General features: G+C 68.0%; 12 protein-coding genes. 5 read left to right on the top strand and 7 right to left on the bottom strand.

What is annotated here, in order from left to right; all coding sequences use genetic code 11:
- Nucleotides 1–12 precede the first annotated feature (12 nt).
- Complete coding sequence (locus IB269_RS10100) at nt 13–1,329, top strand: MFS transporter (RefSeq protein ID WP_063327080.1); 1,317 nt, start codon at nt 13–15, stop codon at nt 1,327–1,329.
- A 93-nt stretch (nt 1,330–1,422) separates the two neighbouring features.
- On the opposite strand, the gene IB269_RS10095 is transcribed toward IB269_RS10100, so the two are convergent.
- Nucleotides 1,423–1,866 (bottom strand): MarR family winged helix-turn-helix transcriptional regulator, encoded by a 444-nt coding sequence (locus IB269_RS10095; protein WP_174549389.1) that lies wholly within the window; start codon nt 1,864–1,866, stop codon nt 1,423–1,425.
- 299 nt (nt 1,867–2,165) lie between these two features.
- On the opposite strand from IB269_RS10095, the gene IB269_RS10090 reads away from it, so the two are divergent.
- The 3 genes from IB269_RS10090 to IB269_RS10080 are packed head-to-tail and all read left to right on the top strand — an operon-like array spanning nt 2,166 to nt 7,537.
- A complete protein-coding gene (locus IB269_RS10090; protein ID WP_192367087.1) occupies nt 2,166–4,346 on the top strand; it encodes a formate dehydrogenase subunit gamma in 2,181 nt (726 codons plus the stop codon).
- 12 nt (nt 4,347–4,358) lie between these two features.
- Nucleotides 4,359–7,295, top strand: a complete 2,937-nt coding sequence (fdhF, locus tag IB269_RS10085) for a formate dehydrogenase subunit alpha (protein WP_192367086.1) — start codon at nt 4,359–4,361, stop codon at nt 7,293–7,295.
- Nucleotides 7,295–7,537 carry a formate dehydrogenase subunit delta gene (locus IB269_RS10080; RefSeq protein ID WP_013803888.1) on the top strand — a complete coding sequence of 81 codons (243 nt, stop codon included), beginning with the start codon at nt 7,295–7,297 and terminating at the stop codon, nt 7,535–7,537. Before fdhF ends, IB269_RS10080 begins: the two co-directional genes overlap by 1 nt.
- Here IB269_RS10080 and IB269_RS10075 read toward each other — a convergent pair.
- Entirely contained in the window at nt 7,534–8,418 is an 885-nt protein-coding gene (locus IB269_RS10075) for a LysR family transcriptional regulator (protein WP_043824565.1), read from the bottom strand. The two genes, IB269_RS10080 and IB269_RS10075, sit on opposite strands and share 4 nt — an antisense overlap.
- Before the next feature lie 72 nt (nt 8,419–8,490).
- Here IB269_RS10075 and IB269_RS10070 point away from each other — a divergent pair, with 72 nt between their 5' ends.
- Nucleotides 8,491–9,447: a DMT family transporter gene (locus tag IB269_RS10070; protein ID WP_192367085.1), complete on the top strand. Its 957-nt coding sequence runs from the start codon at nt 8,491–8,493 to the stop codon at nt 9,445–9,447.
- 16 nt (nt 9,448–9,463) lie between these two features.
- Here IB269_RS10070 and IB269_RS10065 read toward each other — a convergent pair whose 3' ends face one another.
- The 5 genes from IB269_RS10065 to IB269_RS10045 all read right to left on the bottom strand — a co-directional run bounded on the left by IB269_RS10065 (nt 9,464) and on the right by IB269_RS10045 (nt 14,068).
- Nucleotides 9,464–10,459 carry a Bug family tripartite tricarboxylate transporter substrate binding protein gene (locus tag IB269_RS10065; RefSeq protein WP_012203791.1) on the bottom strand — a complete coding sequence of 332 codons (996 nt, stop codon included), beginning with the start codon at nt 10,457–10,459 and terminating at the stop codon, nt 9,464–9,466.
- 111 nt (nt 10,460–10,570) lie between these two features.
- Nucleotides 10,571–11,485 (bottom strand): dioxygenase, encoded by a 915-nt coding sequence (locus tag IB269_RS10060; protein WP_043790605.1) that lies wholly within the window; start codon nt 11,483–11,485, stop codon nt 10,571–10,573.
- Nucleotides 11,486–11,532: 47 nt separating this feature from the next.
- Nucleotides 11,533–12,525: a Bug family tripartite tricarboxylate transporter substrate binding protein gene (locus IB269_RS10055; protein ID WP_012203793.1), complete on the bottom strand. Its 993-nt coding sequence runs from the start codon at nt 12,523–12,525 to the stop codon at nt 11,533–11,535.
- 48 nt (nt 12,526–12,573) lie between these two features.
- Nucleotides 12,574–12,852 (bottom strand): muconolactone Delta-isomerase, encoded by a 279-nt coding sequence (gene catC / locus IB269_RS10050; RefSeq protein WP_012203794.1) that lies wholly within the window; start codon nt 12,850–12,852, stop codon nt 12,574–12,576.
- Between the two features lie 28 nt (nt 12,853–12,880).
- Nucleotides 12,881–14,068, bottom strand: coding sequence for a muconate cycloisomerase family protein (locus IB269_RS10045; RefSeq protein WP_192367084.1), 1,188 nt, complete (start codon nt 14,066–14,068; stop codon nt 12,881–12,883).
- Between the last annotated feature and the right edge of the window lie 75 nt (nt 14,069–14,143).

The following is a 14,143-nucleotide window of genomic DNA, read 5'->3' as shown; positions in this document are numbered from 1 at the left end:
AGGAGTCCCTGCATGTCATCTACATACATTTCGGTGGAAAAAGGCATCCAGACAGCGGGTGTCGGCAAGTTCCAATATCGGCTGTTCGTCATCTTCGGGCTGGTCTGGCTGGCCGATGCCATGCAGGTGCTGTCCATCGGCTTCAGCGCGCCGTCCATTGCCAAGACCTTCGGCAAGACCGTGCCCGAGGCGCTGCAGACCGGCACCTTCTTCTTCATCGGCATGCTGATCGGCGCCTTCGTCTTCGGCCGCCTGGCCGACCGCATCGGGCGCCGCCCGGTGCTGATGATGGCCGTGGTGATCGACGCCTTTGCGGGCGTGGCCTCGGCCTTTGCGCCCGAGTTCGCCTGGCTGCTGGTGCTGCGCTTCATCACCGGCATCGGCGTGGGCGGCACGCTGCCCGTGGACTACACCATGATGGCCGAGTTCCTGCCCAGCGACCGCCGCGGCCGCTGGCTGGTGCTGCTGGAATCGTTCTGGGCCGTGGGCACCATCTTCCTGGCCATCCTGGCGCTGGTGGCCGTGTCCTGGGGTGACGATGCCTGGCGCGTGATCTTCTTCGTGACCGGACTGCCGGCGCTGATCGGCGTGGTGCTGCGCTTCTACATCCCCGAGTCGCCCATGTTCCTCAACCGCAACGGCAAGTCCGAAGAGGCCCGCAAGGTGCTGCAGCGGGTGGCCAAGGTCAACGGCACCACCGCGGAAATCCCCGCCCTGCAGCCTGAAAAGCAGGAGCGCAAATCTATCCTCGCGCTGTTCAACGGCGACCTGCGCCGCCGCAGCTTCTCGCTGTTCCTGGCCTGGGCGCTGATCTCCATCGCCTACTACGGTGTCTTCGTCTACCTGCCCGTCAAGCTCAGCAGCGAGGGCTTCGCCTTCATGCGCGGCCAAGTCTTCCTGGTGGTGCTGGCCCTGGTGCAACTGCCCGGCTTTGCGCTGTCGGCCTATGGCGTGGAGCGCTGGGGCCGCAAGCCCACGCTGATCGGCTTTTTGCTGCTCAGCGCCGTCGGCTGCATGTTCTACAGCCTGGGCTCGTCGCCCTTCGTGGTCATCGGCTCCACCCTGCTGATGAGCTTCTCGCTGCTGGGCACCTGGGGCGCGCTGTATGCGTTCACCCCCGAGGTCTACCCCACCGACCTGCGCGCCAGCGGCATGGGCATGGCCGGCGCCGTGGCGCGCTTCGGCGGCCTGTTCGCCCCGGCCATCATTGCGCCCATCATGGCCACCCACTTCACCCTGGCGCTGGCCGTGCTGTCCGCCATGTTGGTGGGCGGTGCCCTGTCGATCTGGGCCGTGGATGTGGAATCGCGCAACCGGGCGCTGGATTGATGACGGCCTGAGCTGACTGAAAGGTCGGCTCAGCAAAAAGGCCAGAAGGATTTTTCCTTCTGGCCTTTGTTTTTTTGGGGAGGCTGCAACGGCTCAGTCGGCCTCGCCACCTTCCAGCATCTTCTTGAGCAAAAAATCCAGCGCCAGGCGCTCGGCCGGATTGAGCCTGCCGTAGGTGCTTTCGGTGATCTGCTTGGCGAAGGGCTCCATGTCGCGCACCAGGTCCTGGCCGGCCTCGGTGAGGTTGATGACGACCTTGCGGCGGTCGATGCGGTCATGGTCCACCTGCACCAGTTCGCGCTGCTTGAGCCGGTCCACCACGCCGCGGATGGTGGCCTGGTCGATCACGGTGGCCTTGACGATGTCTGCCAGCGAGCTGCCGCTGTTGTCGCGCACGGAGCACAGCACCACGAATTGCGCAGCCGTGAGCTGCGAGTCGGGAATGTATTGCTGGAAGAGTGCAGTGTGGCGCTGATAGACACGCCGCAGCAGGTGGCCGATCTGGTCTGAAAAATGATAGCCATCCTGTGGCGTCATGGCTGATGGCGGGTGGTTCATGGTGCGCGTGAGCTTATCAAAATTCATACCAAATACCGTGTGATTTGCGACAAGCCGGGCGCATTTGCCAAGTGGCGCAAACCCGTGCTGGCTGCGGCATCCGCAAGACCTGAGGCAGCAGGCGCAGCACTGCCCGGCGGCTCATTTGCCGATTGAATGGCGCAATCATCCGTTTGAATTTGACGGCTTGCCCGGCAGGCCTTGAAATGGCATGAGAGACAAAGCGCCAGCGGACCGGACCGCGCCGCTCCCCACAACGAAAGCCAGCAGGGACACCCATGCCAGCCACACAAGGGAAGATCATTCCCATCGCCGTCCTCAATGCCGCTGTTGCCGGCAGTGCACTCGGCGCCCATGAGCGCGAGGCCGTCGAGCACGCCATTGCCGTCCATGCCCGGCGCCCCGGCCCCCTGATCGAGTTGCTGCACGCCGTGCAGGACATGCTGGGCCATATCCCCGAAGCCGCCGTGCCGCGCATTGCCGATGCGCTGAACCTCTCGCGTGCCGAGGTGCATGGCGTCATCTCCTACTACCCCCATTTCCGCAGCACGCCAGCGGGCCGCCATGTGCTGCAGGTCTGCCGCGCCGAGGCCTGCCAGTCGCGCGGTGCGGACGCGCTGCTGGCCCACGCAGGCCAGGCGCTGGGCTGCGGATCGAGTGGGCACGGGCATGGGCATGCAACCAGTGCCGATGGCGCCGTCACGCTGGAATCGGTCTACTGCCTGGGCCTGTGCGCGTCATCGCCTGCCGTGATGCTCGATGGCCAGCCCCATGCGCATGTCTCGGCCAACGGCCTGGATGCACTCATCGCGCAATGCCGCCAGCCGGAGCAGGCCGGCGAGCCGGTGGCCCAGCCTGCGCATGCAGGGGCAGGGGCAGGGGCAGGCCCCGGCGTGCGCGTCTATGTGCCCCGCGATGCCGCCGCGCTGGCCGTGGGCGCTGACGCCGTGGCCGGCGCCCTGCAGCGCGAGTGCGAGGCGCGCGGCCTTCAGGTGCAGATCGTGCGCAACGGCTCGCGCGGCCTGCTGTGGCTGGAGACCCTGGTGGAAGTCGAGACGCCCGAAGGCCGCGTGGCCTACGGCCCGGTCACGGCCGATGCGGTGCCGGGCCTGATCGATGCCGGAATGCTGCAGGGCGGCAGCCATGCGCTGTGCCATGGACTGACCGAGGCCATTGCCTACCTGGCGCGCCAGGAGCGCCTGACCTTTGCGCGCGTGGGCGTCATCGACCCGCTGAACCTGGTCGACTATGGGGCCCATGGCGGTTGGCAGGGGCTGGAGCGCGCGGCGCGCATGGAGCCCGCGGCCATCGTGCAGGAGGTGCTGGATTCGGGCCTGCGCGGCCGTGGCGGTGCGGCGTTTCCGGCCGGCATCAAGTGGAAGACCGTGGCCGCCGCAGCGGGGCCGCAAAAGTACATTGCCTGCAACGCCGACGAGGGCGACTCGGGCACCTTCGCCGACCGGCTGCTGATGGAGGGCGATCCCTACACGCTGATCGAAGGCATGGCCATCGCGGGCCTGGCCGTGGGCGCCACGCAGGGCCTGGTCTATGTGCGCAGCGAGTATCCGCATGCCATCGCCACCCTGCGCGAGGCCATTGCGCGCGCCGAGGCCGCAGGCTGGCTGGGCCGCGACGTGGCCGGCAGCGGACGGGCCTTCCACATGGAGGTGCGCAAGGGCGCAGGCAGCTATGTCTGCGGCGAGGAAACGGCCATGCTGGAGAGCATCGAGGGCCGGCGCGGCATCGTGCGCGCCAAGCCGCCGCTGCCGGCCATAGCGGGGCTGTGGGGCCGGCCCACGGTGATCAACAACGTGATCACGCTGGCCACGGTGCCGCTGATCCTGGCGCGCGGCGCGGCTTTCTACCAGGGCTTTGGCATGGGCCGCTCGCGAGGCACGCTGCCGTTCCAGCTGGCCGGCAACATTGCGCGCGGCGGCCTGGTGGAAAAGGCCTTCGGCCTGAGCCTGCGCGAGCTGGTGGAAGACTTTGGCGGCGGCACGGCCACCGGCCGCGCCATCAAGGCCGTGCAGGTGGGTGGCCCGCTGGGCAGCTATGTGGCGCCGGCCGACTGGGATGCGCCGCTGGACTACGAGGCCTATGCCGCCAAGGGCAACGTGGTGGGACACGGCGGCATCGTCGTGCATGACGACACGGCCGACATGGCGCAGCTGGCGCGCTACGCCATGGAGTTCTGCGCCATCGAGTCCTGCGGCAAGTGCACGCCCTGCCGCATCGGCTCCACGCGCGGCGTGGAGGTCATCGACCGCATCGTGCGCGCCGGCAGCAACCCTGCCGCCCACGCCGGCCAGGTGGCCCTGCTGGAAAGCCTGTGCGACACCATGCAGCACGGCTCCATGTGCGCCATGGGCGGGATGACGCCGTATCCCGTGCGCTCGGCGCTGAACCACTACCCCCAGGACTTCGGCATCGAGTCCACCACGGCCGCAGCGGCTGCCTGAACGGAGAACACCATGCTCGACCATTTGAAGCAAGCCGACTGGGGCACGCCCGCCAGCCCGTCCGAACGCCTGATCACCCTGGAGATCGACGGCCGCGAGGTCTGCGTTCCCGAGGGCACCTCGCTGATGCGCGCGGCCATGGAAGGCGGCGTCAGCGTGCCCAAGCTGTGCGCCACCGACAGCCTGGAGCCCTTCGGCTCCTGCCGCCTGTGCCTGGTGCAGATTGAAGGCCGCAAGGGCTTTCCGGCCTCGTGCACCACGCCGGCCGAGCCGGGCATGAAGGTGCGCACGCAAAGCCCGCAACTGCAGGAGCTGCGCCGCGGCGTGATGGAGCTGTACATCTCCGACCATCCGCTGGACTGCCTGACCTGCAGCGCCAACGGCGACTGCGAACTGCAGGACATGGCCGGCACCGTGGGCCTGCGCGAGGTGCGCTACGGCTTCGACGGCGCCAACCATTTCAAGGGCCAGGCGCGCGCCGAGGTCGATGACTCCAACCCGTACTTCAGCTACGACCCCAGCAAGTGCATCGTCTGCAACCGCTGCGTGCGCGCCTGCGAGGAGACGCAGGGCACGTTTGCGCTGACCATCTCGGGCCGGGGGTTCGAGTCGCGCGTCACGGCGGGGCAGGGCGGCAGCTTCATGGACAGCGACTGCGTCAGCTGCGGCGCCTGCGTGCAGGCCTGCCCCACGGCCACGCTGCAGGAAAAGACCGTGACCGAGCTGGGCCAGGCCGGGCACAGCGCCATCACCACCTGCGCCTACTGCGGCGTGGGCTGCGGCTTCAAGGCCGAGATGAAGGGCGAGCAGGTCGTGCGCATGGTGCCCTGGAAGGACGGCCAGGCCAACGAGGGCCATGCCTGCGTCAAGGGCCGCTTTGCCTGGGGCTATGCCACGCACAAGGACCGCATCACCCGGCCCATGGTCCGCGCGAAGATCACCGACCCCTGGCGCGAAGTGAGCTGGGAAGAGGCCATTGCCCACACGGCCAGCGAGTTCCGCCGCATCCAGGCGAAGCACGGCAAGGATTCCATTGGCGGCATCACCTCCTCGCGCTGCACCAACGAAGAGGCCTACCTGGTGCAAAAGCTGGTGCGCACGGCCTTCGGCAACAACAACGTCGATACCTGCGCGCGCGTGTGCCATTCGCCCACGGGCTATGGCCTGGGCCAGACCTATGGCACCTCGGCCGGCACGCAGACCTTCAAGTCCATCGAGCACACGGACGTGGTCATGGTCATCGGCGCCAATCCCACGGCCGCGCACCCGGTGTTCGGCTCGCGCATGAAAAAGCGCCTGCGCGGCGACGGCCGGCGTGCGGGCGCCAAGCTCATCGTCATCGACCCGCGCGAGATCGAGCTCGTCAAGTCGCCCCACATCCGCGCCGACTACCACCTGCAACTGCGGCCCGGCACCAACGTGGCCATGATCACCTCGCTGGCCCATGTCATCGTCACCGAAGGCTGGCTGGCCGAGGACTACATCGCCGAGCGCTGCGATGCCAAGTCCTTCGCGCAGTGGAAGGAATTCGTGGCCCGGCCCGAGAACTCGCCCGAGGCCATGGCCGAGGTCACCGGGGTGGCGCCTGACCTGGTGCGCGGCGCCGCGCGCCTGTATGCGCTGGGCGCCGAGGACCATCCAGCGGGCCGCCCCGTCAACGCGGCCATCTACTACGGCCTGGGCGTGACCGAGCATGCGCAGGGCTCGACCATGGTCATGGGCATTGCCAACCTGGCCATGGCCACGGGCAACGTGGGCCGCGAAGGCGTGGGCGTGAACCCGCTGCGCGGCCAGAACAATGTGCAGGGCTCCTGCGACATGGGCTCCTTCCCGCATGAGCTGCCCGGCTACCGCCACATCTCGGACAGCACGGTGCGCGCCGAGTTCGAGGGGGCCTGGGGCGTGGCGCTCAGCCCCGAGCCCGGCCTGCGCATTCCCAACATGTTCGAGGCGGCCCTGGCCGGTAGCTTCATGGGCCTGTACTGCGAGGGCGAGGACATCGTGCAGTCCGACCCCAACACCCAGCATGTGACGGCCGCGCTCTCGGCCATGGAATGCGTGGTGGTGCAGGACATCTTCCTCAACGAAACCGCCAAGTACGCCCATGTCTTCCTGCCGGGCGCTTCCTTCCTCGAAAAGGACGGCACCTTCACCAATGCCGAGCGCCGCATCTCGCGCGTGCGCAAGGTCATGGCGCCGCTGGCCGGCTATGCCGATTGGGAGGTCACCCAGCTGCTGGCCAATGCGCTGGGCTACGCCATGCACTACACGCACCCGAGCGAAATCATGGCCGAGATCGCCGCGCTCACGCCCAGCTTTGCAGGTGTGAACTACGACAAGATCGACCGGCTGGGCAGCGTGCAATGGCCCTGCAATGACAGCACCGAAGAGGCCGGCACTTCCATCATGCACAGGGACCGCTTCGTGCGCGGCAAGGGCCGGTTCATCATCACCCAGTACGTGGCCACCGACGAGAAGGTCACCCAGCGCTTTCCGCTGCTGCTGACCACGGGGCGCATCCTGTCGCAGTACAACGTGGGCGCCCAGACCCGGCGCACGCACAACAGCCACTGGCACAGCGAGGACCGGCTGGAAATCCATCCGCATGACGCCGAGGACCGCGGCATACGCGACGGCGACTGGGTCGGCATCGCCAGCCGCGCGGGCGAGACCGTGCTGCGCGCCACCGTCACCGAGCGCATACAGCCCGGCGTGGTCTACACCACCTTCCACTTTCCCGAATCCGGCGCCAACGTCATCACCACCGACAGCTCCGACTGGGCCACCAACTGCCCCGAATACAAGGTCACGGCCGTGCAGGTGCTGCCCGTCCCCCAGCACGCCCAGCCGTCCGACTGGCAGCGCGGCTTTGCGCGCATGCATGAAGAGCAGATCGGCCTGTTGCAAGCCGCGCAGGCAGGCAGCATGGCCGTGGCGGGAGGCAAGTGATGGACAGCGCCAACCTGGTCCGCATGGCCAACCGCATCGGCGAGTTCTTCGAGGCCATGCCCGAGCGTGACGAGGCCCTGCAGGGCATCGCCGAACACATCCGCAAATTCTGGGAGCCCCGCATGCGCGCCGAACTGGCCCGCGTGCTGGCCAGCCCCGACGAGGCCCAGGCTCTCAAGCCCATCGTGCGCGAGGCGCTGGTGCTGCATCCGCTGACCTTGCCGTCGGCGGCGCAGGCTTAGCCAAACCGCTTCTTCTTCGCCATCTCCCGCGCCAGCTCCACAAAGCCGGCAGCGGCCGGCGACAGGCGCTCCATGCTGCGCACGGCCAGGCCGGTGACGCGGCGCTGGCGGGGCGCGAGGCTGCGGTAGACCATGCCTTCAGGCGCCTGCTCGGGCACGGCCAGGCGTGCGGCAATCGCAATGGCGTGGCCCTGGGCCACGAAGCCCTGCATGGAGGACATCTGCTCGAAGTGGTAGATGGCCGCAGGCTGGGCGCCGGCCTCGGCCAGGAAGCGGTCGATGTGCGCGCCCGACCCGGCCGAGGTGCGCACAAAGGCCTCGCCCTGCAGATCGGCTGCGCGGATGCTGCGCTGGGCCGCCAGCCGGTGCGATGCGGGCAGCAGCGCCACCAGTTCGTCTTCCACCAGGGGCACGGTCTCGAAGCGCTCGTCGGGCAGCACGACGAAGCCGATCTCCACACGCCGCTCCAGCAGCCACTTGACCACGGTGTCGTCGTTTTGCTCGTCGATCTGCACCAGCACGGCGGGCTGGCGGCGGCGGTATTCGGTGATCAGCGGGGGCAGCAGACGCAGCGAAGAGGTGGCGCCGAACGAGGCCACGCGCAGCGTGCCGCGCGCCATGCCGCGCTCGGCATCGGCCTCCTGCCGCAAGGCCTCCTTTTGCTGGAGGATGTCGTTGGCGCGCTGCAGCAGCCGCGTGCCTGCGTCGGTCAGCGGGGAGTGAGGGCCTTCGCGCCGCACCAACTGCACCTGCAGCTCGCCTTCCAGCGCGCGCAGGGCATGGCTGACGGCGCTCTGGGTAATGCCCAGCAGCGCGGCCGCGCGCGAGAAACTGCCGGCGCGGGCCAGCGCCGCGAACACTTCGAGCTGGGTGAAGGTCATGGGATCACGGTGTCCAGGTCATGAGCATTCGCTCATTTGTCTATGAATCGATATGAGCACATAGTACGCGCCATGAATTTTCAACGCTTCTTCGGTCCCCACCTGCGGCTTGTCGGCATGGCACTGCTGTGGGGCGCTTCCTGGCCTGCGGGCCGCGTGGTGGCACAGAACATGCCGCCGCTGGCAGCCGCCAGCCTGCGCTTCCTGCTGGCCGCCGCCGTGTTGCTGCCGTGGCTGTACTGGGCCGGTGGCATGGCCGGTCTCAGGCACTGGAGCGCCAAACGCTGGCTGGGCATGGCGGCCGCTGGCGCGACGGGCGTGTTCGGCTATGCGGCCTTTTTCCTCATGGGGCTGCAGCATGTGCCGGCCGGCAAGGCGGCCCTGGTGATCACGCTCAACCCCGTGCTCACGCTGGCGCTGGCGGTATGGCTGTTCGGCGAGCGGCTCAACCGCACCATTGCCCTGGGCATGGCGCTGGCGGCCTGCGGCGCCGTGGTGGTGATCTCGCATGGCCAGCCGCTGGCGCTGCTGCAGGGATCGGTGGGCGCCGGAGAGCTGCTGATCCTGGGCTGCGTGGTGTGCTGGGTGACCTACACCCTGATCGGCCGCTGGCTGCTCACGGGTGTCGATGCGCTGTCGGCCACGGCCGTGACCTCGACCATGGGCGCGGCCATGCTGCTGGTGGCCAGTCTGGTGGTCGAGGGGCCGGCCGGCCTGCAGGCTGCCGTGCTTGGCAACGGCACCGCCTGGGGTGCGCTGGCCTTCCTGGCCTTCGGCGCCACGGCGCTTGCCTATGCCTGGTATTTCGATGGCGTCAAGGCGCTGGGCGCGGGCGCGGCCTCTGGCTACATCACCCTGGTGCCCGTGATCGGCGTGGCGCTGTCGGCGCTGTGGTTGGGCGAGAGCATCGATGCCAGCATCGTGCTGGGCGGCGGCATGGCCGTGGCCGGCACGGCGCTGATGAACTGGGGGCGCAGGCCTGCGGCTGCGGTGCACGTGGTTGCCAAGCGCACCGCAGTCCAGAGCTGAACGGACCCCGTCCGGTTCAATCCAGCGAGGCGCCCGAGGTGCGCACGCGCTCGCCCTGCACCTGGTAGTCGCGCGCCAGGAAGTCGCGGTATTCGGCGGGGCTGGAGGCCACGGCCACGTAGGAGAACGCGTCCACCTGGGTCTTGCGGAATTCGGGCTCCAGCAGCACGCGGCGCACATCGGCGGCGATCTTCTCCACCAGGGGAGCCGGCGTTCCAGCCGGTGCCAGCAGGCCGATGTTGAAGACAGCCTGGATGTCGCGCACGCCGGCTTCCTTGAAGGTGGGCACATCCGGCAAGGCGATGCTGCGTGTCTCCGAGGACACGGCCAGGGCCTTGAGCTTGCCCGACTTGATGTGCTGCTCGATCACCGACACGCCCAGCACCGCTGCGTCGATCTGGCCGGCGATGACTTCGGGGATCAGCGGTGCAGCGCCCTTGTAGGGCACGTGCACCATCTCCAGCCCTTCCTGCTTGGCGAACATGGCCAGCGGCAGGTGCACGATGCCGCCCGCGCCCGATGAGCCATAGGTCAGCGGTTTGGTCTTGCCTGCCTGGCGTGCCTGAGCGATGAACTCCTGCAGCGTGCCGGCCTTGGAGCTCTGGGGCACGAAGAAGACCATGGGCACGCTGATCAGGCGGGAGATGGGGGCGAAGTCCTTTTGCGGGTTGTAGGGCAGCTTCCTGTACAGGTGCGGGTTCATGGTCAGCGACGCTTCGGTCGCGGCGAACAGCGTGTAGCCGTCGGGTGCGCTCTTGGCCACGTACTCGGCCCCGATGATCTCGTTGGCGCCTGTGCGGTTGAGGATGACCACGGGTTGCGACCAGACCTTGTTCAGGCGCGTGGCCAGCGCGCGTGCCAGGTTGTCCACGGGGCCGCCGGCCGCGTAGGGCACGACGATGTTCACCGGCTTGGAAGGAAAGGCTGCCGGAGCCTGGGCGTGTCCCAGGGCGGGCACGAGGGCCACGGTGGCGGTCAGCAGGGTTGCGGCGATGCGATGCAGGCTGGACATGGTGCGGGAAGCGGGTACGGTGAAGCAGGCCGCACTCCAAGGGGCGGCCTGCTGTGGAACGGACGAATCGAAAAAATGGCAGGCCGGAAGGCCCCGGAAGGTGGCGGAGCCTCAGGCGCGCACACGCTCCATGCGTGTCAGCGGCAAGGACTCGCCTTCGCTGACTGCGGGCTGCAGCACAAAGTCGAAGCGCGTGCGTACGAAAGGCGCGTTCACGCCCAGCGACTCATAGCCGGCCGGCGCCACGCCGCGCTCCAGCTCGACGATCAGGCCGTCGCGCGTGGCGAAGGCGAAGTCGTCGTCCAGGTAGGTATCGCCGGGCAGGTTGACCTGGGTGGTCAGCGTGCGCATGCCGGGTGCAACCACGAGAAAGTGGATGTGGGCGGGACGATGGCCGTGGCGTCCCAGCGCGTCGAACAGTTCCGAGGTGGGGCTGTTCGGCGGTATGGAGTAGCCGGGCGGCACATAGCTGCGAAAGCGGTAGCGGCCCTGGTCGTCGGCTTCTATGCGGCGGCGCAGCTCGTAGGGCTTCATGCCCGGGAAGAAGTGCGAGTAGCCGCCCTGGACATTGGCATGCCAGACATCGATGAGCGCATGCGGCAGAGGCTGGCCGTCAAGGTCCAGCACCCGTCCTTCCATCACGAAGACCTCGCCTTGGGGCTCGCCCTCGTCCAGGCGCGCCTCCGCTTGCGACAGCGGTGCACCGGCCACGAACAGCGGGCCTTCGATGGCGCGCGGCGTGCCGCCCGCACGGCCGGCACGCGCATCGGCCTCGTCGCTGCGGATGTCCAGCAGCCGGTCGAAGCCCAGGCCTGCCGTGATCAGGCCCAGCTGGCCGCTGCTCCCAAGGCGGCCCAGCCAGTCCACGGCGGCCCAGAATTCGTCGGGCGTGACATCCATCTCGTCGATGGTGTGGAACAGATCGCTGACGATGCGCTGGGTCAGCGCCCGCACGCGGTCGCTGCCAGGGGCGATCTGCTTGCTGTTGACCAGATTCAGCAGCTGGTCCTGGGACAGTTCGGACATGTTTGTCTCCTCGTGGTTTTATGGGATGTCCTGGAAAAGAGAAGCGCTCAATCCATGCTGATGTTGCGCTCCGTGATCACCTTGGTCCAGCGCACGGACTCGGCCTGCAGGTGCTTGGCCGCTTCCTCGGGCGTGGAGCCCACGACTTCGGCGCCGATGGCCTTGAAGCGTTCGAGCACGTCGGGCTGCTTCATCTCTGCCACGAAGACCTGGTTGAGCTTCTTGACGATGGCCGGCGGCGTGCTGGCGGGCATGAAGACGGCGAACCAGGGCGAGACCTCGTAGCCCTTGATGCCGGCCTCTTCCATGGTGGGCACGTCGGGCATGCTGGACGAGCGCTTGGCCGTGGTCACGGCCAGGGCGCGCAGCTTGCCCGACTGGATGTGCGGGCGCGCCGAGGTGATGGAGTCGAACATGTAGTTGACCTGTCCGCCCAGCAGGTCGGACACCGCCGGGCCCGATCCCTTGTAGGGGATGTGCAGGATGTCCACGCCGGCCAGCGAGTTGAACACTTCGCCTGCAAGGTGGATGGAGGTGCCGTTGCCGGCCGAGGCATAGGTCAGCTTGCCGGGCGAGGCCTTGGCGGCGGCCACCACGTCGGCCACGCTCTTGACGTTGGGCTGGGTGGAGTTGGTGACCAGGATGTTGGGCACCACGGCCAGCACGCCCACGGGGGCGAAGTCCTTGATCGGGTCGTAGCTGAGCTTGCGGTACAGCGGCTTGTTGGTGGCCATGCCGATGGAGGTGATCATCAGCGTGTAGCCGTCGCCGGGCTGCTTGGCCACGAAGTCGGCGCCGATGTTGCCGCCGGCGCCGGGACGGTTCTCGATCACGAAGGGCTGGCCCAGCGTGCGGCCGGCCTTCTCGCCCAGGGTGCGCGCAATGGCGTCCATGGCGCCGCCCGGCGGGAAGGGCACGATCCAGCGGATGGGCTTGCTGGGCCAGTTGGCCTCGGGGGCCTGGGCGTGCGCGGCGGGCATCACGGCGGACAGGCACAGGCCTGCGGCTGCGGCGGTCAGAAAACGGCGTTTCACATTCACTTCAGTTGTCTCCGAAAAATTTGGTCTTGGTCTTGGTCTGGGCTGTGCTCAGGCGATGGCCGAGGGATGCCGGGCCAGCGGCGTGACCTGGATGTCCATGTAGGGGAACAGCGGCAGGCCCTGCAGCAGCTCGTGCAGCTCGTCGTTGGAGGCCACGTCGAACACGCTGTAGTTGGCGTACTCGCCCACCACGCGCCAGATGTGGGGCCAGCGGCCGTCGTGCTGCAGCTGCTGGGAATAGGCCTTCTCGCGGGCCTTGATCTCGGCTGCCACGTCGGCGGGCAGGTCGTGGGGGATCTTCACGTCCATGCGGACCAGATAAAGCATGTTTGTCTCCAGGAGGAATGAAAGGAATTCAGGTCGCAGCCCCGGTCCGGGCCTGCCCCATGTCGAAGTGCTGCGGCTGGCTGCCGGCCAGCGCGCGGTCGAAGCGGTCCAGCTGCTGCAGGTCGATCTCCACGCCCAGGCCGGGCCCGTCGGGCAGTTGCAGCTCGAAGTCGCTGATGGCCATGCGCTCGGTGACGATGTCGTCCACCAGCAGCTGGGGGCCGAACAGCTCGCAGTTGTAGTGCTGCCCGCCCAACGTGGCAAAGACATGGGCCGAGGCGGCCGAGCCGATCGAGGTCTCCAGCATGGTGCCGCCGTACCAGCCGATGTCGGCCGCCTGGGCAATGGCCGCCACCTTGCGCGTGCGCAGCAGGCCGCCGTGCTTGGCCACCTTGAGCGAGAACACATGGCTGGCCTGCTCGCGCGCCAGGCGCATGGCGTCGTAGGGCGTGCACACGCTCTCGTCGGCCATGACCAGCGCGCCCTGCAGCGTGGCCGTCAGCTCGCGCAGCGCGGGCACGTTCCAGCCGGCCACGGGCTGCTCGATCAGGGTCACGCCGGCATCGATCAGCTGCGGCAGAAAGCGCCGCGCCGTGGCGCCGTCCCAGGCCTGGTTCACGTCCACGGTCAGCGTGGCGCGTCCCTGCAGGCCGCGTGCGATCTCGCTCACATGGGCCACATCGGCTTCGGGCGTGCGCGCGCCGATCTTCATCTTGAAGATGCGGTGGCGTTTTTGTTCCAGGCGCAGATGGGCCTCGGCCAGGTCGCGCTCGATGTCGCCGCTGGCCAGCGTCCAGGCCAGGGGCAGGCTGTCGCGCTGCTTGCCGCCCAGCAATTGCCACAGCGGCAGCTGCAGGCTGCGCGCCACGGCGTCCAGCAGCGCGATTTCCACGGCGCTCTTGGCAAAGGCATTGCCCTTGCAGGCCAGGTCCATGCGCGAGAGGCAGGCCTCGAAGCGCGCGCCGTCCTGGCCGATCAGGCTGGGCGCCAGGTGGTTGGTGATGGCGTGGTGGATGCTCTCGGGCGATTCCTCGTTCCACGACGGGCCGCCGATGGTGGCGGCCTCGCCAAAGCCCGTGGCGCCATTGCGCAGCCACAGCTGCACGATCACCGGGCTTTGCCGGCTGATGGAGCCGAACGACAGCTTGTGCGGACGGATGGTGGGAATGTCGAGGATCCGCGCCTCGATGCGCTCGATCAGGAAACGGTCTTGCATGGCAATGGCGTGTGTCTTGGCTGGCGGCGGCTGCCGGCGATGGACACAAGCGTAAATCCATGCATTGTGTGGATC

The organism is Delftia sp. DLF01, assembly GCF_014852125.1.
In the GTDB taxonomy this organism is placed as follows: Bacteria; Pseudomonadota; Gammaproteobacteria; order Burkholderiales; family Burkholderiaceae_C; genus Comamonas; species Comamonas acidovorans.
Note: the sequence above shows the minus strand (reverse complement) of the source record. Positions and strands in the feature narration are given on the sequence as shown.